The organism is Pseudomonas sp. 86_A, assembly GCF_017491705.1.
Lineage (GTDB): Bacteria > Pseudomonadota > Gammaproteobacteria > Pseudomonadales > Pseudomonadaceae > Aquipseudomonas > Aquipseudomonas koreensis.
In genome coordinates this window covers 279,557-296,920 of record NZ_JAFGYS010000006.1, presented here as the reverse complement: position 1 = coordinate 296,920, position 17,364 = coordinate 279,557, and the positions used below count along the sequence as shown (strand labels likewise).

At 62.4% G+C, this 17,364-nt stretch carries 9 protein-coding genes; 1 reads left to right on the top strand and 8 read right to left on the bottom strand.

Annotated features, from left to right (window positions below; translation table 11 throughout):
• Positions 1-53: 53 nt before the first annotated feature.
• From J5M57_RS11710 to J5M57_RS11700, 3 genes are all read right to left on the bottom strand, one after another.
• Positions 54-1,997, bottom strand: a complete 1,944-nt coding sequence (locus J5M57_RS11710) for a PAS domain-containing sensor histidine kinase (RefSeq protein WP_207848456.1) — start codon at positions 1,995-1,997, stop codon at positions 54-56.
• A gap of 97 nt (positions 1,998-2,094) precedes the next feature.
• Positions 2,095-4,362, bottom strand: a complete 2,268-nt coding sequence (locus J5M57_RS11705) for an ATP-dependent DNA helicase (RefSeq protein ID WP_207848457.1) — start codon at positions 4,360-4,362, stop codon at positions 2,095-2,097.
• Positions 4,359-6,011: a VRR-NUC domain-containing protein gene (locus J5M57_RS11700; protein ID WP_207848458.1), complete on the bottom strand. Its 1,653-nt coding sequence runs from the start codon at positions 6,009-6,011 to the stop codon at positions 4,359-4,361. The genes J5M57_RS11705 and J5M57_RS11700 overlap by 4 nt, the downstream gene beginning before the upstream one ends.
• A gap of 205 nt (positions 6,012-6,216) precedes the next feature.
• Here J5M57_RS11700 and J5M57_RS11695 point away from each other — a divergent pair, with 205 nt between their 5' ends.
• Positions 6,217-6,441, top strand: coding sequence for a YgdI/YgdR family lipoprotein (locus J5M57_RS11695; protein ID WP_064590001.1), 225 nt, complete (start codon positions 6,217-6,219; stop codon positions 6,439-6,441).
• Between the two features lie 63 nt (positions 6,442-6,504).
• Here the strand turns inward: J5M57_RS11695 and J5M57_RS11690 are convergent, their stop codons facing one another.
• The 5 genes from J5M57_RS11690 to J5M57_RS11670 form a co-directional block, all read right to left on the bottom strand.
• Entirely contained in the window at positions 6,505-6,879 is a 375-nt protein-coding gene (locus J5M57_RS11690; protein WP_207848459.1) for a hypothetical protein, read from the bottom strand.
• 238 nt (positions 6,880-7,117) lie between these two features.
• The gene (locus tag J5M57_RS11685; RefSeq protein WP_207848460.1) at positions 7,118-8,971 is read right to left on the bottom strand and encodes a polyurethanase; all 1,854 of its coding nucleotides are present in this window, start codon (positions 8,969-8,971) and stop codon (positions 7,118-7,120) included.
• Positions 8,972-9,243: 272 nt separating this feature from the next.
• Positions 9,244-10,932, bottom strand: coding sequence for a polyurethanase (locus J5M57_RS11680; protein WP_207848461.1), 1,689 nt, complete (start codon positions 10,930-10,932; stop codon positions 9,244-9,246).
• Between the two features lie 56 nt (positions 10,933-10,988).
• Complete coding sequence (locus J5M57_RS11675) at positions 10,989-14,075, bottom strand: autotransporter serine protease (protein ID WP_207848462.1); 3,087 nt, start codon at positions 14,073-14,075, stop codon at positions 10,989-10,991.
• Positions 14,076-14,373: 298 nt separating this feature from the next.
• Entirely contained in the window at positions 14,374-17,325 is a 2,952-nt protein-coding gene (locus tag J5M57_RS11670; RefSeq protein ID WP_207848463.1) for an autotransporter serine protease, read from the bottom strand.
• Between the last annotated feature and the right edge of the window lie 39 nt (positions 17,326-17,364).

The following is a 17,364-nucleotide window of genomic DNA, read 5'->3' as shown; positions in this document are numbered from 1 at the left end:
AACACGCTCCGGGGGCAGGGAAAGTGTTTAGAAGCGCCTCGTCACGCACTAGTTCAGCCGGATCTGCCGCTCGGTCGTTTCATCGATTGGACGATGATGTCCATCAGGTTGAGCTGAGTGAACGGTTTGGGCAGACGCGGCAACTGAGCGGCGAAGCCTTCCAGGCGCTCGGCGTAGCCAGTGGCCAGAATGATCGGCAGGTCCGGTTTGAGCAGACGCACTGCATGAGCCAGTTGCGCGCCGCTCATCTGCGGCATGGCCATGTCGGTGATCATCAGGTCGACGACCTGGCCCTGATCCAGCAGTGCCAGCGCTTTCGCGCCAGAAGTGGCGCTGAGCACCCGATGCCCAAGGTCTTCAAGCAGCAACGTGGTGCTGGTCAATACCAGCGAGTCGTCGTCCACCACCAGCACGCTGAGCCGCGGCACCGTAACCGTTTCTGCGTCAGGCACGACCGACGACTTCGTCACGCCGTCAGCAACCACCGGCAACCACAGTTCCGCCGTCGTGCCATGCCCCTTCTGGCTTTTGAGGATAAAGCGGCCACCGAGCTGTTCGATAAATCCGTGCACCATCGACAACCCCAGCCCGGTGCCCTTGCCCAGGCCTTTGGTGGTAAAGAACGGATCCGCGGCTGACGCCAGCGTCAGCTCGTCCATGCCTTCACCGGTGTCGATCAGGCTCAGGCAGACATAGCGCCCCGCTGTCAGGGCGCAATGGTTTTGTTCGAGAACGACCTCGGCACGTGCGCTGATTGCCACGCTGCCGCCATCGGGCATGGCGTCCCGGGCATTTGTGGCCAGGTTGAGCACCGCCAGTTCCAATTGGTTGGTGTCGGCCAGCACCCGCTCCAGCCCTTCGGGCAGGGAGGTCTCGATGCTGATCCCCGGCCCCAGCGAACTGCGCAACAACCCGGTGATGCCTTGCACCAGTTGGACGAGATCGACCGGCTCGGTCTTGAGTTCCTGACGCCGGGCAAAGGCCAGCATGCGCTGGGTCAGCGACACGCCACGCAGCGCGCCCTGGGTGGCGTTTTCCAGCAGGCGGCTGACTTTCGGGTCATCGCCGACCCGCTTGCGCACGATCTCGAGGTTGCCGAGGATCACGGTCAGCAGGTTGTTGAAGTCATGGGCGATGCCGCCGCTGAGTTGGCCGATGGCCTGCAGCTTCTGCGCCTGGAACAGGGCTTCGCGGGTTTTCTCCAGGGCCTGCTGCGACTGATGGACTTCCGTCACGTCACGGGTAATTTTCGCGAAGCCGAGCAAGGTCCCGGTTTCGCCCCGAATGGCGTCCACCACCACATGGGCAAAGAATCGGCTGCCATCCTTGCGCACCCGCCAGCTTTTGTTTTCGAAACGCCCTTCCCGCGCCGCAATCTCAAGCGCCCGTTGCGGCTCGCCGCGCTCACGGTCTTCAGCGGTGTAGAAGATTGAAAAATGCTCGCCGATGATTTCTTCCGGCAGGTAACCCTTGATCCGCTGGGCGCCCTGGTTCCAGTTGGAAACCCGACCATCGGGGCTGAGCATGTAGAGCGCGTAGTCCGTGACGCCCTGCACCAGCAGGCGGAACTGCTGCTCGCTTTGCTTGAGGGTTTCTTCGGCCATCTTGCGGTCGGTCAGGTCGCGGGTGATCTTGGCGAACCCCAGCAGCGTACCGTCCGGATCGATGATCGGGTCGATCACCACGTGGGACCAGAAATGCGTGCCGTCCTTGCGCACCCGCCAGCCTTCCCCTTCGAACCGCCCTTCGCGGATCGCCGTGTCCAGCGCACGTTGCGGCAAGCCCGCCGCGCGGTCCTGCTCGGTGTAAAAACGCGAGAAATGCTCGCCGAGAATCTCTTGCTTCTCGTAGCCCTTGAAGCGTTTGGCGCCAGAGTTCCAGCTGGTGATGATGCCGTCGGGATCGATCATGTAAATGGCATAATCGACCACCGCATCGATCAGCAGACGAAAACGCATCTCCTCGATCGCGGCGGTTTTGCTCGGGTTGTCACTCATCAAATTCACCGCTGGTTTTTTCCTCGTGCAAGTATGCGGCAATACGGCGCCTTGGGAAGGTGCAAACATGCTTCAATTCACGGCGTGAGCAATGTGCTTATTGAGAAGGCGCGCCGAGGGACCACCAGCGAGGCAACAGTTGCTGGATGCGCGGTTCGGCAAACCGGTCATCGATCAGCATCACCACGCCGCGATCCTGTCGTGTGCGGATCACGCGCCCGGCGGCCTGCACCACTTTCTGCACCCCCGGATACAGATAGGTGTAGTCGTAACCGGCACCGAAAATCGCCGCCATGCGCCGCTTCAACTGCTCGTTGACCGGGTTGAGCTGAGCCAGCCCCAGCGTGGCGATGAACGCACCGATCAGGCGTGCCCCGGGCAGGTCGATGCCCTCGCCGAATGCACCACCCAACACCGCGAAGCCGACCCCCTGGCTCTCGGCAGTGAACTGATCGAGGAACGCTTGCCGCTGCCCTTCGGCCATGCCTCGGGACTGCTGCCACAGGTTGATGTGCGGATGCCGTTCGGCGAGCAGCGTCAGCACCTGCTGCAGGTAATCGAAGCTGCTGAAGAAGGCCAGGTAGTTACCCGGACGCTCACTGAACTGGCGGGCGATCAGCTCGACGATCGGCTCCAGCGACGCCTGACGGTGGTTGAAGCGCGTGGAAATCCGGCTGACGATCTGCACCTGCAACTGTTCGGCACTGAACGGTGATTCCACGTCGATCCATACCGTGTCGGCCGGTGTGCCGAGCAAGTCGGCGTAATAGTGCCGCGGGCTGAGCGTCGCGGAGAACAGCACGCTGCTGCGCGCCGCTTTCAGGCGTGGGCCAATGAACGCGGCCGGCACCACATTGCGCAGGCACAGTTGCGACAGCGGCCGTTTGCGGTCGAGGTCGCGCTTGCTGATGTCGAACAGGTAATGCTCGTCGAACAGCTCCGCGACCCGGCCGAACTGCAGCATGTCGAAGTAGAACGTCTGCAGGGCGCTGTCGAGTCCCTGCGGATGGTCGTTGAGGTAATCGCCAATCGCCGCGCTGCACAGGGACACCGCTTGCAGCAGTTTTTCCGGAGCCTTGTCGTAGGCTTGATACGGGGCCAGTTGCGGCTGGTGCAGCGCGTTCCACTCACGGTTGACCCGTTGCAGCGACTTCTTCAGCGCTTCAGGCGCCGACTTGCGCACACTGGCGAGGGCGGCCTGATCAAGACTGGCGCTGTACATCGAGCGCCCGCGCTCGACCAGGTTGTGCGCTTCATCGGCCAAGACCGCGACTTTCCACTGATTGAGCTGGGCGAGACCGAACAGCAGCGCACTGAAATCGAAATAGTAGTTGTAGTCCGCCACCACCACGTCGGCCCAGCGCGCCATTTCCTGGCTCAGGTAATACGGGCACACCGTGTGCTGGCGGGCCACATCGCGCATCGCCGCCTGATCGAGCAGACTGATGCGACTGGCCGCTTCGCGGGCGGCGGGCAGTCGATCATAAAAGCCTTGGGCCAACGGGCACGAGTCGCCATGACAGGCTTTGTCCAGGTGTTCGCAGGCCTTGTCCCGGGCGACCATCTCCAGCACCCGCAAGGGCAAGGTTTCACATTGATCGAACAACACCTGACTGGCATCCAGCGCAAGTTTGCGCCCGGGGGTCTTGGCGGTCAGGAAGAACACCTTGTCCAGTTGCTGCGGCGCCAGCGCCTTGAGCATCGGGAACAGCGTGCCGAGGGTCTTGCCGATCCCGGTAGGCGCCTGGGCCATCAGGCAGCGGCCGGTGCTGACCGCCTTGAACACCGACTCGGCCAGATGCCGCTGGCCGGGGCGAAAGTCCGCGTGGGGAAAGATCAACGCCTGCGCCGCCCGATTACGGGCTTCGCGATGGGCCATCTCCTGCTCGGCCCAGTCGAGAAACAACCGGCACTGCGCCTCGAAAAAAACCTGCAAGTCGCAGGCGCTGAAGGCCTCGACCAGGCAGGTTTCCTTCTCGCTGACGATGTCGAAATACACCAGCGCCAGATTGATCTGCTCCAGTGCAAGCTTGCGGCACATCAACCAGCCGTAGATTTTCGCCTGCGCCCAATGCAACTGACGATGGTTGGCCGGTTGTTTGCTCAGGTCGCCGCGAAAAGTTTTGACTTCTTCCAGACAGTTTTGCGCCGGGTCATAGCCGTCCGCCCTGCCCTTGACCTTCAGTTGCAGAAACTCGCCTTCCAGCGCCACTTCGCTCTGGTACTGGTCGCTGCGCCGCGAGGCCACGGTGCGATGCCCGAGCATGCCTTCGAGCGCTGTCGGCGACGGGGTAAACCGCAGGTCGAGGTCGCCGGTCTTGGCCGTGAACTCACACAATGCACGCACCGCAATGCTGTAGCTCAAGCGCTCTGCTCCGCCCATTGCACGTAACACACCGCGACCGGCATCTGGTGTTCATGGCAGAACTCCAGCCAGCGCAGTTGGTTGTCCTGCAAGCGGTCACCGGGTCCTTTGACTTCGATCATGCGGTAGGTCTTGTGCTGCGGCCAGAACTGGATCAGGTCCGGCATGCCGGCGCGGTTGGCCTTGATGTCGAGCAGCAGGCGGTTGAACCAGTGCTTGAGGTGTTCAGCCGGCAAGCACGCCAACGCCTGCTCGAGCAGTTGTTCATTCAACGCACCCCAGAACACGAACGGCGACTGCACACCCCATTTGGCCACGAAGCGCTCGCGAATGGTCGCCGCATAACGGCCGTCGTCGAGTTGATCGAGACAGGCCTGGAACAACTCCGCGCGGCGTTGCTGAAAGTCTTCATTGAGCAGATCCACCGGCCCGCGTTGAAACGGATGAAAGAACGCCCCCGGCAGCGGCGCGAAGATCGCCGGCCAGCACAGCAGGCCAAACAGCGAGTTGATCAGGCTGTTTTCCACGTAGTGCACCGGGCCGCTGTCTTCGTGCAGATGCGCCTGCACATAGGACTCCACCGACAAGGCCGGGTCGGTGCGTGGCAATTGCAGGTCGAGGCGCTCGACCGGGCGCGGCGCTGCACGTTTGAGCGGCGGTCCGCCGAGCTTGCGCCGCAGTCGCGGCAGCATCCGTTGCAGGCTCTGCCGTTCGGCGGCGCTTTCCGGCGCCTGTTCGGCGTGCGTCGCGAGTTCCAGCGCCAGGGCGTATTCGCCGCAGCGCTCCAGCACGCGAATCATTCGCTGACGGGCGCCGGGGTACGCGCATTCGCGGTAAATGCTCAGGGCCAGGGCAAACTCGCTGATGCGCTCGCAATACTGGCCGATCTGGAACAGCACTTTGCCGCGTCGGCGTTGCAGCCACGGGTTGGCAAACTGCAGCGCGCTGACCTGCTCGACAATGATTTCCAGCGGTTCACCGGCCTCGAAGCGCAACTGGCAGTGATGCAGGAACAGGCAGGCGTCGACGTCTTCACGGCTGCGCAGGCCCCGGGAGTCGGCGCAGAACTCGACTTTTTCGTAGGTAAAGATGCCAAGATCGGCAAGGACGAACTCCGACCAGTCCTGGTACAGGTTGCCGAAGAACATCAGCCGCAGGCGGTCGCACAGGTCCATGATGGTCAGGCTGAACAAGCGTTCATCGAGCGTCGGCGCCCACTCGCACAGGCTGCGTGATTCAGTGAACTGCTCGGCCAGCGCCTGCAGCCATTCGTCCTTGCGGCCCTTGGGTTGCTCGATCACGCTGCCGAACGCCTGCAGCAGTTCTGCCTTGAGCAACACGTCGAACACCTCGGTCAGCGTCAACCGGGCCTGATCGTCGAGCCAGCCGTGACTCAGTAAAGGGTGCGCGGCGTCGCTGATGTCACCGATTTCGCTGTAGTTGAGTTTGCCAAGACGAAAATGCACACCCTTGCGCATGACCATGCGCACCAGCAACCCCTGCGAAGCACGCGGCAGCGCCTTGAAGTCGCGGATAAACCCGTGCTCGGCTTCACTCATCACGTCGGCATAGCGAAGCTCAAGCCAATCAAGCACTTGCCGGAAGTTGTTGAGGTAATAGAACGGGTCGTCGAGGGGGTTGGCAGTCACGGGAATTCTGGGCCATGGCGAGCGAATACTGGTTGTGCGTACAGATAACAGCTCTGCCCGGTCGCGTGCAAACGGAAAAAGATCAATGGCAGCGGCAATCAGGATTTTTTCAGGGTGCCATCGAACTTTTCCCGGCTGGATGGCACCAACCGCGTTAGAGACCGAAGACGGTCAATTCATATGGAATGAGGTATTTGAGGTGGGTATGAACATCAAGACTCTGGGTCTTCCCCTGGCGGTAGCCGCCTTTCTGGCATTGGGCGGTTGCTCGACGCCGACCGTGGTGACCCTGCAGAACGGCACTCAGTATTTGACCAAGGACATGCCAAAAACCAAGAACAAGGACGGGTTCTATGAGTTCGAGGATATTTCCGGGACCAAGGTGAGAGTCCGCGGTGATGAGGTCGCGACTGTTCGCAAGGAAGACTGACCCCTCGGTACAGATGTAGGAGCCTGCTGCAGCTCCTACAGAAGTCAGTCAAAGTGCTGGGTGTTACTCGAAAGCAGGCAGGCCCATAATGCTGTGATCGCAGCTGAAATACTGTTCGCCGCGGCGCGCCAGTTCGGCTTGCAGGCGTCGGCAGCGCTCCAGATCCAGTTGGGTCATGCGGTCGATACTCAGGTTGCCAGTGGCCTGCTGTTGTTTGCCGTCGCCCAGGCGGAGGGTCACGAATGGCTGTTCCGGCTGGATCTGAAACAGGCTTTTCTCTTCGAACGGCTCAGCCACTTCGGTCTTCGCCGGTTTTGGCAGTTGATCGGTACTGACCCCGTAGCGGCTCAGAATCGAGGTTGGCGGCAGATCGGCCCAGGCATTGGCCGATAACAGCGCCAGTCCGACAATCCCGACATACCCCTTGACCCTTCTCACGTGTGCATCTCCTGTACTCAATGGCGGCTAGCTGTAGAACGTGTGTGCACGTGCTGGCTTTAGGCCGCTTTTGCTGTTTGCAGAGCTTTTGAGTCAGGACGTGGCTGTCGAGTCACTTCTAACACCCGATTGTGGCGAGGGAGCTTGCTCCCGCTTGAGCACATAGCGCTCACAAAGTCTTCAGGACCGCTTCGCGACCCAGCGGGAGCAAGCTCCCTCGCCACAGGTTACGGAGGCATCAGGCGATCACGATTCCATCGGCACTGAGGCTATTGAGCGCCACCCCGACCAGCGTCACCGAGTCACCGCCGAACTTCAGCACCGTGTCCTGCCCCACCATCGAGGCATGCGCGCGGAAGTCGTCATTGGGCAACACCCCCTGCACACCGAGGAACACCAGTTTGTCGTTGGCCGTAAAACCGACCACCCGGTCCTGACCGAACGCGCCGTTGAACAGGAACGTATCCGCCCCGCCCCCCGACTCCATCAGGTCATTGCCGGCGCCACCGACAAACACGTCGTTACCGGCGCCGCCGATCAAGTGGTCATTGCCGTCCAGGCCGAACAGCCAGTCACCGCCGGCATGCGCCTTGAGCGTGTCGGCGCCGCTGCTGCCTTTGACGCTGGACTCGTACTGCGTGACGTTATTGCCGACCTTCAGGCCGCCGGCCGTCACGCTGTGGGTCACGTCGTCCTTGAACAGGCCCCAGAGAAAGCCCGGTTCCTTGGTGACGATGCTGCCAATGTCACGGGTAATGCTGATCCCGCCGTTGGCGTCACGAATGTACAGGTTGCCGGCGCCGTCGTTGGCGAAGTCGAACTTGCTCACCGATTGCTGCAAGTCGAGGGTGTTGTTGCCGGCGCCACCGAGGATGACGTTGTAGCCGCCACCGTCACGGAAGGTGTCGTTGCCGGCGCGCCCCTCGAGGTAGTCGTTGCCGCTGCCGCCCTGAATCAGGTCGTTGCTGTCGCTGCCAATGATGAACGTGCTGCCCTTGTGGGTTTCGGCGTTGCGGTTGAGGTCCTGCACCCAGGTATTGGCCCGTGCCGGGTCCGACAGGTTGGCGACGATGATCGTCGAGTCTTTGCTGGTGAGGTCGTAGAACTTCGACTCGATGATGCGGTTCATGCCGTCGCCGTACGCGGTCGGCAGGTGCGAGATCCAGGTGGGGATGTTGAGGATGGAGAACGGCAGCAGATTCCACGCGGTCGAGGCGTAGTGATCGTTGAAGCTGACGATGTTATCGGTGGCCGATTCCTTGGGCGCGTCGTGCACGCCGATCGAGGCGCCGGTAAAGGTCGAGCCGTCGAGGGCGCGGAACACCGGATCGTTTTCGTAACCGACGTTGAGCACCTTGTCGGTGCTGCTCTGGGTGGGCGAGGCGTAGGCGATGTAGTTGGAATCGGCGAAGAACCCGCCCCACTTGCCGCCGCTGAGGTCGGCCATGCTGTTGACCGCCAGCCCGCCTAGGCTGTGGCCGCTGACGAGGACATCCTTGCCGCTGAGGCCGTTGGCCTTGGCGAACGCCACCACATCGTTGAGCAGATTGCCGAACGCTTCACCGACGTAGTTCTTGGCGTAATCCTTGGGGCCGAAGGCCGCCAGCAGGTCGTTGATCACGTCACCGATGGAGTCGAGGATCAGGTTTTCCCGCGGGCCGCTGGTGCCGCGAAAGGCGATGCCGATTTCCGTGAGATGGCCCTGGGCGTCGTATTTGCCGAGGATTTCCACTTGGGCGGTGGTGTAACCGGCCTTCTCGCCGAAGAAGGTTCCCCGGACGTCGGTCTTGCCGTCGTAGCCCAGTTGAGAGGCGGTGATCGGCGTCCAGCCAGCCTTTTTCACGGCGTCGAGGGCGAGTTTTTCCGAGTCGGGGTTCCACGGAATACCGGGGATCACCCCTTGCGAATCCGTGCCGCCGAGCAGCGCTGTCACCAGCGTGGCCGGCAGGCCGAGGCCGAAGCCGTTGTGCTGATAACCGCTGGCAAAGCCGTTATCGAGGTTGTGATAGGAATACAGCGTGATCGCCATGGCATCGCTGAACAATGCCTTGGAATCGGCTGTGCCAAAGTTCTTGTAGTCATACACACCCATTGCTATTGCCTCTCTTTTGTTGGAATTGTCAGAGATAGCTCACAGCCAGGGCGCCCCACGGGGACGCCCCGGAGCATTTCAGTACTACTTGCATAAAAGGCTGCGATCTTTTGATCCTGAAAAACAAATCAACAGATCGCAGCCTGCGGCAGCTCCTACATTCATAAAACCCTGTAGGAGCTGTCGAGTGAAACGAGGCTGCGATCTTTTGATCTTGAAAACAGAATCAACAGATCGCAGTCTGCGGCAGCTCCTGCAGGGGGAATCGTTGTTCAGGCGAACACGAAAGACGAGTCCGACAGGTTAGCCACTCCTACCCCGATCAGGGTCACGGCAAAATCGCCAATCTTCAGCACGGTATCGCTACCGGTCTGCGCCGTATGCTGTTTGTAGTCGTAGCCCTGCCCCGCGCCTTCGACGCCCATGAACACCAGTTTGTCGCTGCCCTGGTAGCCATTGATCGCGTCGAAACCGAACGCGCCGCTGAACAGGAAGGTGTTGTTGCCACCCACCGCCGTCATCACGTCGTTGCCGGCGCCACCGACGAAGGTCACGTGGCCCTTGTCGCTGATCAGCCTGTCATCGCCGCCCAGACCGAATAGCCAGTCACCGTCAGCGGTGGCGTGCAGTGCATTGCCGTACGCATCGCCGTTGAGCGAATGGGTGTACTGGGTCAGTTCGCTGCCATTGGTCAGCCCCTTGGCCGTAACGCCCCAGGTGATCTCCTTGCTGCCCCACCACGAACCCGACTCCTTGCTCACCAGCGCGCCGATGTCGCGGGTCATGCTGATGCCGCCGTAGGCGTCGCGCACGTACAGTGTGCCGTCACCGTCGTTGGCGAAGCTGAAGTTCTGCAGCGGCTTCTGCAGCTCGAAGGTGTTGTGACCCTGACCGCCGAGGAGGATGTTGAAGCCGCCGTCATCGCGGAAACGGTCATCGCCGCCCAGCCCTTCGAGGAAGTCGTTGCCCGCCCCGCCCTTGAGCCAGTCGCTGCTCTGGGTGCCGATGATGAAGGTGCTGCCGGTGTGTGGCTCGCCGCTGCGCCCCAGGTCCTCGACCCAGGTCTTGCCCCGGGAAGACTCTTCAAGATTGGAGACGATGATCGTCGAGTCTTTGTGCGTCAGGTTGTAGAACGTCGAATTGATCACCCGGTTCAAGCCATCGGCGTAGCCAAGCGAGCTATGGGCTGACCAGTTCAGCGGATTGACGATGCTGAACGGCACCAGGTTCTGCGCCGTGGACGCATAGTTGTCGGTGAAGTTGACGATGTTGTCGGTGGTCGACTCATGCGGCCCGTCGTGCTTGCCCAGCGAGCCGCTACTGAAGGTGGTGCCGTCCAGTGCACGAAACACTGGATCGTTTTCGTAACCGATGTTCAGCACGTTGTTGCCAGTGCTGCTCTGAGTGGGCGAGGCAAACGCGATGTAGTTGGCGTCCTTGAAGAACCCGCCCCAATTGCTGCCACTCAACTCGGCCACGCTGTTGACCCCGAGACCACCGAGGCTGTGGCCGCTGAACAGCACGTCCTTGGCCGCAATGCCATGAGCAATGGCGAACGCGGCGACAGCCTTGAGCAGGTTGTCGAAGGCGTTCTTTGCGTAGTTGCTCGCGTAATCCGACGGCCCGATGGCGGCCAGCAGATTGTTTTTCATGTCGCCGAAGGTGTCGCTGTAACCCAGCCCGCCGGTGCCACGAAAGGCCACGCCGATGCCGATCAATTTGCCGGCTGCGTCGTATTTGCCGAGCACTTCAGCCTCGGCGCTGGTGAAGCCGTCCTTCTCGCCGAAGAACGTGCCTTGTGCCCCGACCTTGCCCTGATAGCCCAGCGCGGTCGCCGTAAGCGGCTTCCAGGCGGTGGCCGGCAACGGCTGACCGGTCGGGGTATAGGCATACAGCGTCAGTGCGATGGCATCGCTGTACAAGGCTTTGCCATCGGCATTTTTATAATCGAACAATCCCATGTTGTGCTCTCTCTTCCTGCAAAACCGGCGGCCCCCAAGGAACCGCCGGTAGCCCGTTAGAACTGCCAGTCGAGGGTCAGACCCACGCCGTGGTCCTTCTCGTTGTTACCGATCAGCCCGTTGTAGTCCAGGTTGACCCGGACATCGCGATTGAGCGCCAGCCCGGCACGCACGCCGACCACTGCCGCATCACGATCCATCGACACACTCTGCACAGTGAAGGCGCTGTTGCCATTGGCGAACGCCAGATGGCTGTCAGCATCGACGCTGCTCAGATTGTGCTGCCAGCCCAAGGTCGCGCCCAGTTCCAGCTGATGTTGCTCCGACAGCGCGAAGGTGCGCTTGGCGCGCACGCCAAGGGTCGACAGCACCACATCGCGGTTGTCTTCACCGCCCTTGAGCGCCGCGGCGTCACCCTTCTCAGTGAAGCTATCAGTGTTCAGGTGCACGTACGACAGATTGGCGAACGGCTCCAGATTCATCGGTTGCAGCCGCAGATCGTATGCGGCTTCGGTGAACACTTGAGTCGTTGCGGCATCGTGCTTGGTTTTCTCTTTACCACTGACACCCGCGAACTGCAGATCACGTTTCACATCCACGCGATGCCAGGTGTAAGCCGCACCAGCGCTCAGGCGCAGTGCATCGACCTGATGCCCCAGATACGCACCCAAGTGGTAGCTGTCGACCGAGGCCGACGAATGCGTGCCGCCGCCCATGTTCAACGAACTGTCGCTATAGCCAGTAACGAAACCCAGACGGGTATCTTCAGCAATCAAGCCGTCGACCCCGGCCAGCAGGCCGCCGATGGAGCTGTTGGAGTCGGCATTGTCATGCCCGCCATCGCTCTTGCCCCACGAACCGAGGACCTTGACCCAGGCGTTGCTGCGATCGTCAGTCGGTGCGTCGGCATTGAACAGATCGCGCTCGCGCAGACGCTCGCCCACCGCTTCACGCAGATAGCGGCTGTCGTTGATCAGCAGAGTGCCGATGGCCGGATGGATTTCCCCGGACAGTTGCTGGAACGCCTGTTGCGCAGAAGCCGCGTTCGGCGACAGCAGCAGGGTTTCGAACAGTGCATTGCCCGCGCCCAGACGCTCGGCAGCCGCACCGACTGCACGTTGGTTCGGCGTCAGGCCGACACTGGCGAACGACGCACCATTGCGCCCCACGTCCAGTTGCACGCCGTTCGCCGAGTACGCCAGGGTGCCGCCGAGGAACGCGTAGTTCGGCAGCACTTGGCCGAACTGGCCTTGAATGCCCCCGGCCGCTTGCAGGATGTTGAACTGAGTGCCGAGCAGGCTTTTCACTTCCGTTGTGGTGAGCAACGTCGGGCTGTTTTCCAGCGACAGGCTGACCGTGGCGCCATCAATCAGCGCCTGGCCCCCGGCAACGATCTTGTCGCTGCTGGTCGGCGACACTTCCACCGCATAGGTCGAACCGCGCTCGAAGGTCACGTCCCCGGCCACGTTCAGCGTGCCGATGGAGTTGCCCGGCGCCACGGTACCGCCGCTTTTCGCGGTCAGCGCGCCGATGCGGCCGTTACCACCGAGGATGCCGCTGTCGTTGACCGTGACCGCCGACGCCAGCGAGCCGTTGATAGCCAGACGCCCCTGATTGACCAGGGTCGGGCCGCTGTAGGTGTTGTTGCCGGTCATGACCAGGGTGCCGATGCCCTGCTTGGTCAGGCCGCCGTGGCCGGAAATGTCGTTGCGCCAGGTGTCGAGGCCGCAGGTGATGTCGTTGCACACGCGCTCGGTCGGTTTGCCCTTGTCGATGACCGCGCCGATGCCCGGCAGATCGGCGACAAACTGCCCCGAACCGTAGGCGCCCTGGATACGGAATTCTTCGGGGATGTCCTTCTCGGTCACGAACATCGCCGGGCCGTCGATCCCCTTGCGCAGGTTGATCATGCCCCAGCCGTACAACGCGTCGATGCCCGGTGCGCCGAGGTCGGTGGCGGTCGTACGCAACACCGTGGCGACCTGATCGCCGCTCATGTACGGGAAGCGCTCCATCAGCACCGCCATGGAGCCGGCCACATGCGGCGCGGCCATGGAGGTGCCGTTGTAGTTTTTGTAGCCGGTGGTCAGGTTGTCGGCGTTGGTGCCGCTGATGATCGAGCTGTAGATCTGCGTGCCCGGAGCCGAGACGCAGAAACTCGCGGTATAACCGCAGCGCGAGGAGAACGTACTCATGATGTACGGGTTGGCGCTGGCCTGGTCCGGGTTCTTCTGCAACGCGGCGACGGTGATCCAGTTCGGCGCGATGTCCGGCACGAAATAACCGAGGCCGGCGATGGCGTCCGGGTTGTTCAGGTTGTAATCGTTACCGGCGGCGAAAATCGTCACGATGCCGCTGCGGGCGGCGGCAATCGCACCGTCGTAGGCTCCGCCGGGCTTGGTGCCGAGCAGCGTGCGAATCTCGTTGAACTGCAATTGCGCGTCATTGACGGTGAAGTGCGGATACGCCGGGTTGCGGCCACCGAGGTCGAAACGGTCGGTGATACCGATGCCCCAGCTGTTGTTGATGATCCGCGCCCCACTGGCGATCAGCGCATCCCAACCGGCCTTGTACACCGCGCCGTCGTTGCCACGGACGATGCCGTCCTCCGGACCCGGGTCGCCGTTGTCGGCACTGATGATCTGCGCCCCGAACGCCACGCCATGCATCGGCCCGCCATCACGGCTGCCGGCGGCGATACCGCCGACGTGGGTGCCGTGGGCACCGAGTTTGCCGTCGGAACCGACCGAGGGCGAACCGTCATAGAGGAACGCATCGCCGGCTTTGACCGGGATGTACGGGTCGGTGTACTCGCGGATCCCGCTGGTGACCAGGGTCACGACTTTATTGCTGCCGGAGAACTCCGGGTGCGCGGCGTACACCGGCTGGTCGAAGATCCCTAGTTTGACGCCTTTACCGGTGTAGCCGGCGGCGTAAGCGTAATCGGCACCGATTGCCCCCAGGCCCCATTCCGCCTGGAACTCGGCGCTGCGCCAGCTGGCGGGATCGCCCGCGCGACCGTTTTCCACGTAAGGCGCCGCGTGCGCGGTGCCCCAGGTGGCCAACGCGCAGAGCACGGCGCCATTAAGGGTTTTCATGGCGAAACGAGCACCCGTTTGCGCGGGGGTATTATTCTTATTCATCCAGCGACCTTCCTTAGTGTTGTTGCGAAAAATCCGTTTACTTCAAATTCATGATTGCTGCTTTTTGTGGCGAGGGAGCTTGCTCCCGCTGGGGCGCGGAGCGGCCCCCTGCATTTTTCCAGTCGAACCCGGTTTGTCGGATTTGCGACTGCTACGCAGCCGAGCGGGAGCAAGCTCCCTCGCCACAGGTATGTGTTGACTGAATCTGTAGGAGCTGCCGCAGGCTGCGATCTTTTGATCTGGCTTTTAAAAGATCGCAGCCTGCGGCAGCTCCTACAGGGGGCGCGTACACCCTCCGTCAGAACTGCCAGTTCAGGCTAAGTCCCACGCCATGGCTCTTCTCGCGGTTGGCCAGTTGCCCGTTGTAATCCAGGTTGACCCGCACGTCCTTGCTCAACGCCAGGCTGGCTTGCACGCCGACCAGCGCGGCGTCGCGCACCAGCGCCGAACTCTCGACCGAGTACGCTGTGCTGCCGCTGGCAAAACGCAGGTGTTGTTCGGCGTCAATATCGCTGAGGCTGTGCTGCCAGCCGAGATGCCCGCTCAGGTCCAGCGCCTGCTGATTCGACAGGTTGAAGCGCTTGACCGCCCGCACACCGAGGGTGCTGAGCACCGCATCACGCTGGTCGCCGGTGCTTTTCAGCGCCGCCGCGTCGCCCTTTTCGGTGAAGCCTTCAGTATCCAGATGCACGTAAGCGAGGTTGGCGAACGGCTCCAGGGCCAGCGGTTGCAGGTTCAGCCGGTAAGCCGCTTCACCGAAGACCTGCGTGGTGGCCGCGTCGACCTTGGTTTTCTGTTTGGCGCTGACCTCGCCGTATTGCAGATCGCGTTTGACGTCGGCGCGATGCCAGCTGTAGGCCGCGCCGGTGCTCAGGCGCCAGGCGCCGATGTCGTGACCGGCATAGGCGCCGAGGTGGTAGCTGTCGACCTTGGCTGACGAATGCGTGTCCGAGCCCATGTTCAGCGAGCTGTCGCTGTAACCGGTGACCAGACCGATGCGCGTCTGCTCGTCCAGCGCACCATCAACACCGGCCAGTAAACCGCCGATCGAGGTGCTGTAGCGCGACGTGTCAGAACCGGAGTCGGTCGAACCCCAGGCGCCGAGCGCTTTGATCCAGCCGTTGCTTTGTGTGGCGCTGGCATCGTGCAGACGCTCACCGACCGCGTCGCGCAACTGGCGGCTGTCATTGATCAGCATCGAACCGAGCGCCGGGTAGACCTCCCCGCTCAGTTGCTGAAACGCCTGTTGCGCCGACGCCGCCGAGGGTGAGAGCAGCAGGCTTTCGTACACCGAATTACCGGCGCCCAACCCTTCGACAGCCGCCGCAACCGCACGCTGGTTCGGCGTTTGTCCGACGCTGGCGAACGCGGTTGCGTTGCGCTGGATGTCGAGCTCAATGGCGTTGGCCGCATAGTCGAGGTTGCCGCCGATGAACAGGTAGTCCGGCAGCACCGCGCCGAACCGGCCCTGAATGCCACCGGCCGCTTGCAGAATGTCGTACGAGTGACCGAGCAGGCTGCGGGTTTCGGTGGTGCTGAGCAAGGTCGGGCTATTTTCCAGCGACAGGCTGACGGTGGCGCCACTGATGCGCGCGGTGCCGCCGGCAACGATGCGGTCGCTGCTGATCGGCGACAGCTCGACCGCGTAGGTCGAGCCCGGTGCGAAGGCCACGTCGCCGGCCACATTCAAGGTGCCGATCGAGTTGCCCGGCGCCACGCGGCCGCCACTGTTGGCGATCAGCGAAGCGATCCGCCCGGAACCGCCCAGGGTGCCGCTGTCGTTGACCGTCACTGCCGAGGCCAGCGAACCGTTGACGCTGAGCAAGCCGCCATTGACCGTGGTCGGGCCACGGAAGGTGTTGTCGCCGGTGAGCAGCAAGCGCCCTGCTCCGGACTTGATCAGGCTGCCCTGATAGACCCGGGTCGCCGCTGCGGCATCACGGGCCATGCCCACCGCGTAGTCGGTCTGGTCCTGCTGACTGGCGCCGGCCGGAATGCCGTTCTGCCAGCCCTTGTCCCGCAGGGTTTGCTGCCAGGCGTTGTGTTCGGCGAGGTCTTCGCCCTGCCGCTGGAGCAGCGCCTTGTCGGAGATGTCATTGCTCCAGACATCGCTTTGCCCGGCGCCCAGATTGGCATCGAACGCCCCCAGCAATTGCCCCGGCCCGTGCAGCGCCCGGTTCAGGTTGGCCACGCCCCAGCCGACTCGCTCGCTCGGAGCATCGGTGACCGAGCCGTCGAGTTGCGTGGCGGTGGTCAGCAGCACTTCGAGCGCCTGCTGATTGTTCATGTACGGATAGCGTTCCATCACCAGCGCCAGTGCCCCGGTAGCATGCGGCGCGGCCATCGAGGTGCCGGACTTGATTGCATACCCGCCACCCGGAATGGTGCTGTCGATCTTCGCCCCCGGCGTGGTGATGCACCAGTATTTGGCGATGCCGCACTGGTTGTACTTCTGCTGATTGCTTTGATCCAGCCCGGACACCGCCAGCCAGTGGCCTTCGAGATCCGGCTGAAAGTACGGCAGCGCCGAGCGTACGCTGGCGTTCGGGTAGCCGCTGTTGCCGGCGCTGAACACGTTGATCACGCCACGGCGCGAGACGTCCGCTGCCGCATCGAGCCAAGTGCCCTGGTTCCAGTGCTGGGCGTACGCGGCGTGCAGATCGGCCAGGGTGCGATAGCTGACATCCGGCGGCTGGCTGCCCCAGCTGTTGTTGATCGCGCGCACGCCGGCAGCGGCCAGGGCGTCGTACGCCGCTTTGAAATAACGCGGATCGGGCTTGGGGCCGAACAGGAAGCTGTCGTTGTTGTTGGTGTTGCCGACGTAGATCTGCGCGTTGTACGCCACGCCGTGCATGCCGGTGCCGTCACGGCTCGCGCCCATGGTGCCGACCACGTGGGTGCCGTGGGAGTCGTTGTTGGGGTTGAGGGTGCCATTGACGCTGAACAGCGATCCGTCGACGTAACTGCCAGACGCCAGCACCGGGTGATAGCGGTCAGTGGCGAACTCGGGGTGGGCGGCATCGAAACCGGAATCGAGCGCGCCGATCTTCACACCTTTGCCGGTGATGCCGGCGGCGTAGGCTTGATCTGCCTGCATCCGCGCAAGGCCCCAGTCGCGCTGGAATTCGGCGCTGCGCCAACTGGCCGGATCGCCGGGCTGGCCGGATTCGAGGTATTGCGCATTGGCTTGCGCGATGGATACTGCGAGCAACAGAGTGCCGACCGCTGCCGGCTTGATGCGTACGTCCATGTTCACCACTCACTTTTCTTATGTTTTTTATTACCCGTT

Bases quoted from the DNA above. Each gene is read 5' to 3' on its own strand.
- J5M57_RS11685 (WP_207848460.1), bottom strand. From the start codon at position 8,971: ATGGGTGTGTATGACTACAAGAACTTTGGCACAGCCGATTCCAAGGCA.
- J5M57_RS11710 (WP_207848456.1), bottom strand. From the start codon at position 1,997: ATGAGTGACAACCCGAGCAAAACCGCCGCGATCGAGGAGATGCGTTTT.
- J5M57_RS11680 (WP_207848461.1), bottom strand. From the start codon at position 10,932: ATGGGATTGTTCGATTATAAAAATGCCGATGGCAAAGCCTTGTACAGC.
- J5M57_RS11695 (WP_064590001.1), top strand. From the start codon at position 6,217: ATGAACATCAAGACTCTGGGTCTTCCCCTGGCGGTAGCCGCCTTTCTG.
- J5M57_RS11670 (WP_207848463.1), bottom strand. From the start codon at position 17,325: ATGGACGTACGCATCAAGCCGGCAGCGGTCGGCACTCTGTTGCTCGCA.
- J5M57_RS11675 (WP_207848462.1), bottom strand. From the start codon at position 14,075: ATGAATAAGAATAATACCCCCGCGCAAACGGGTGCTCGTTTCGCCATG.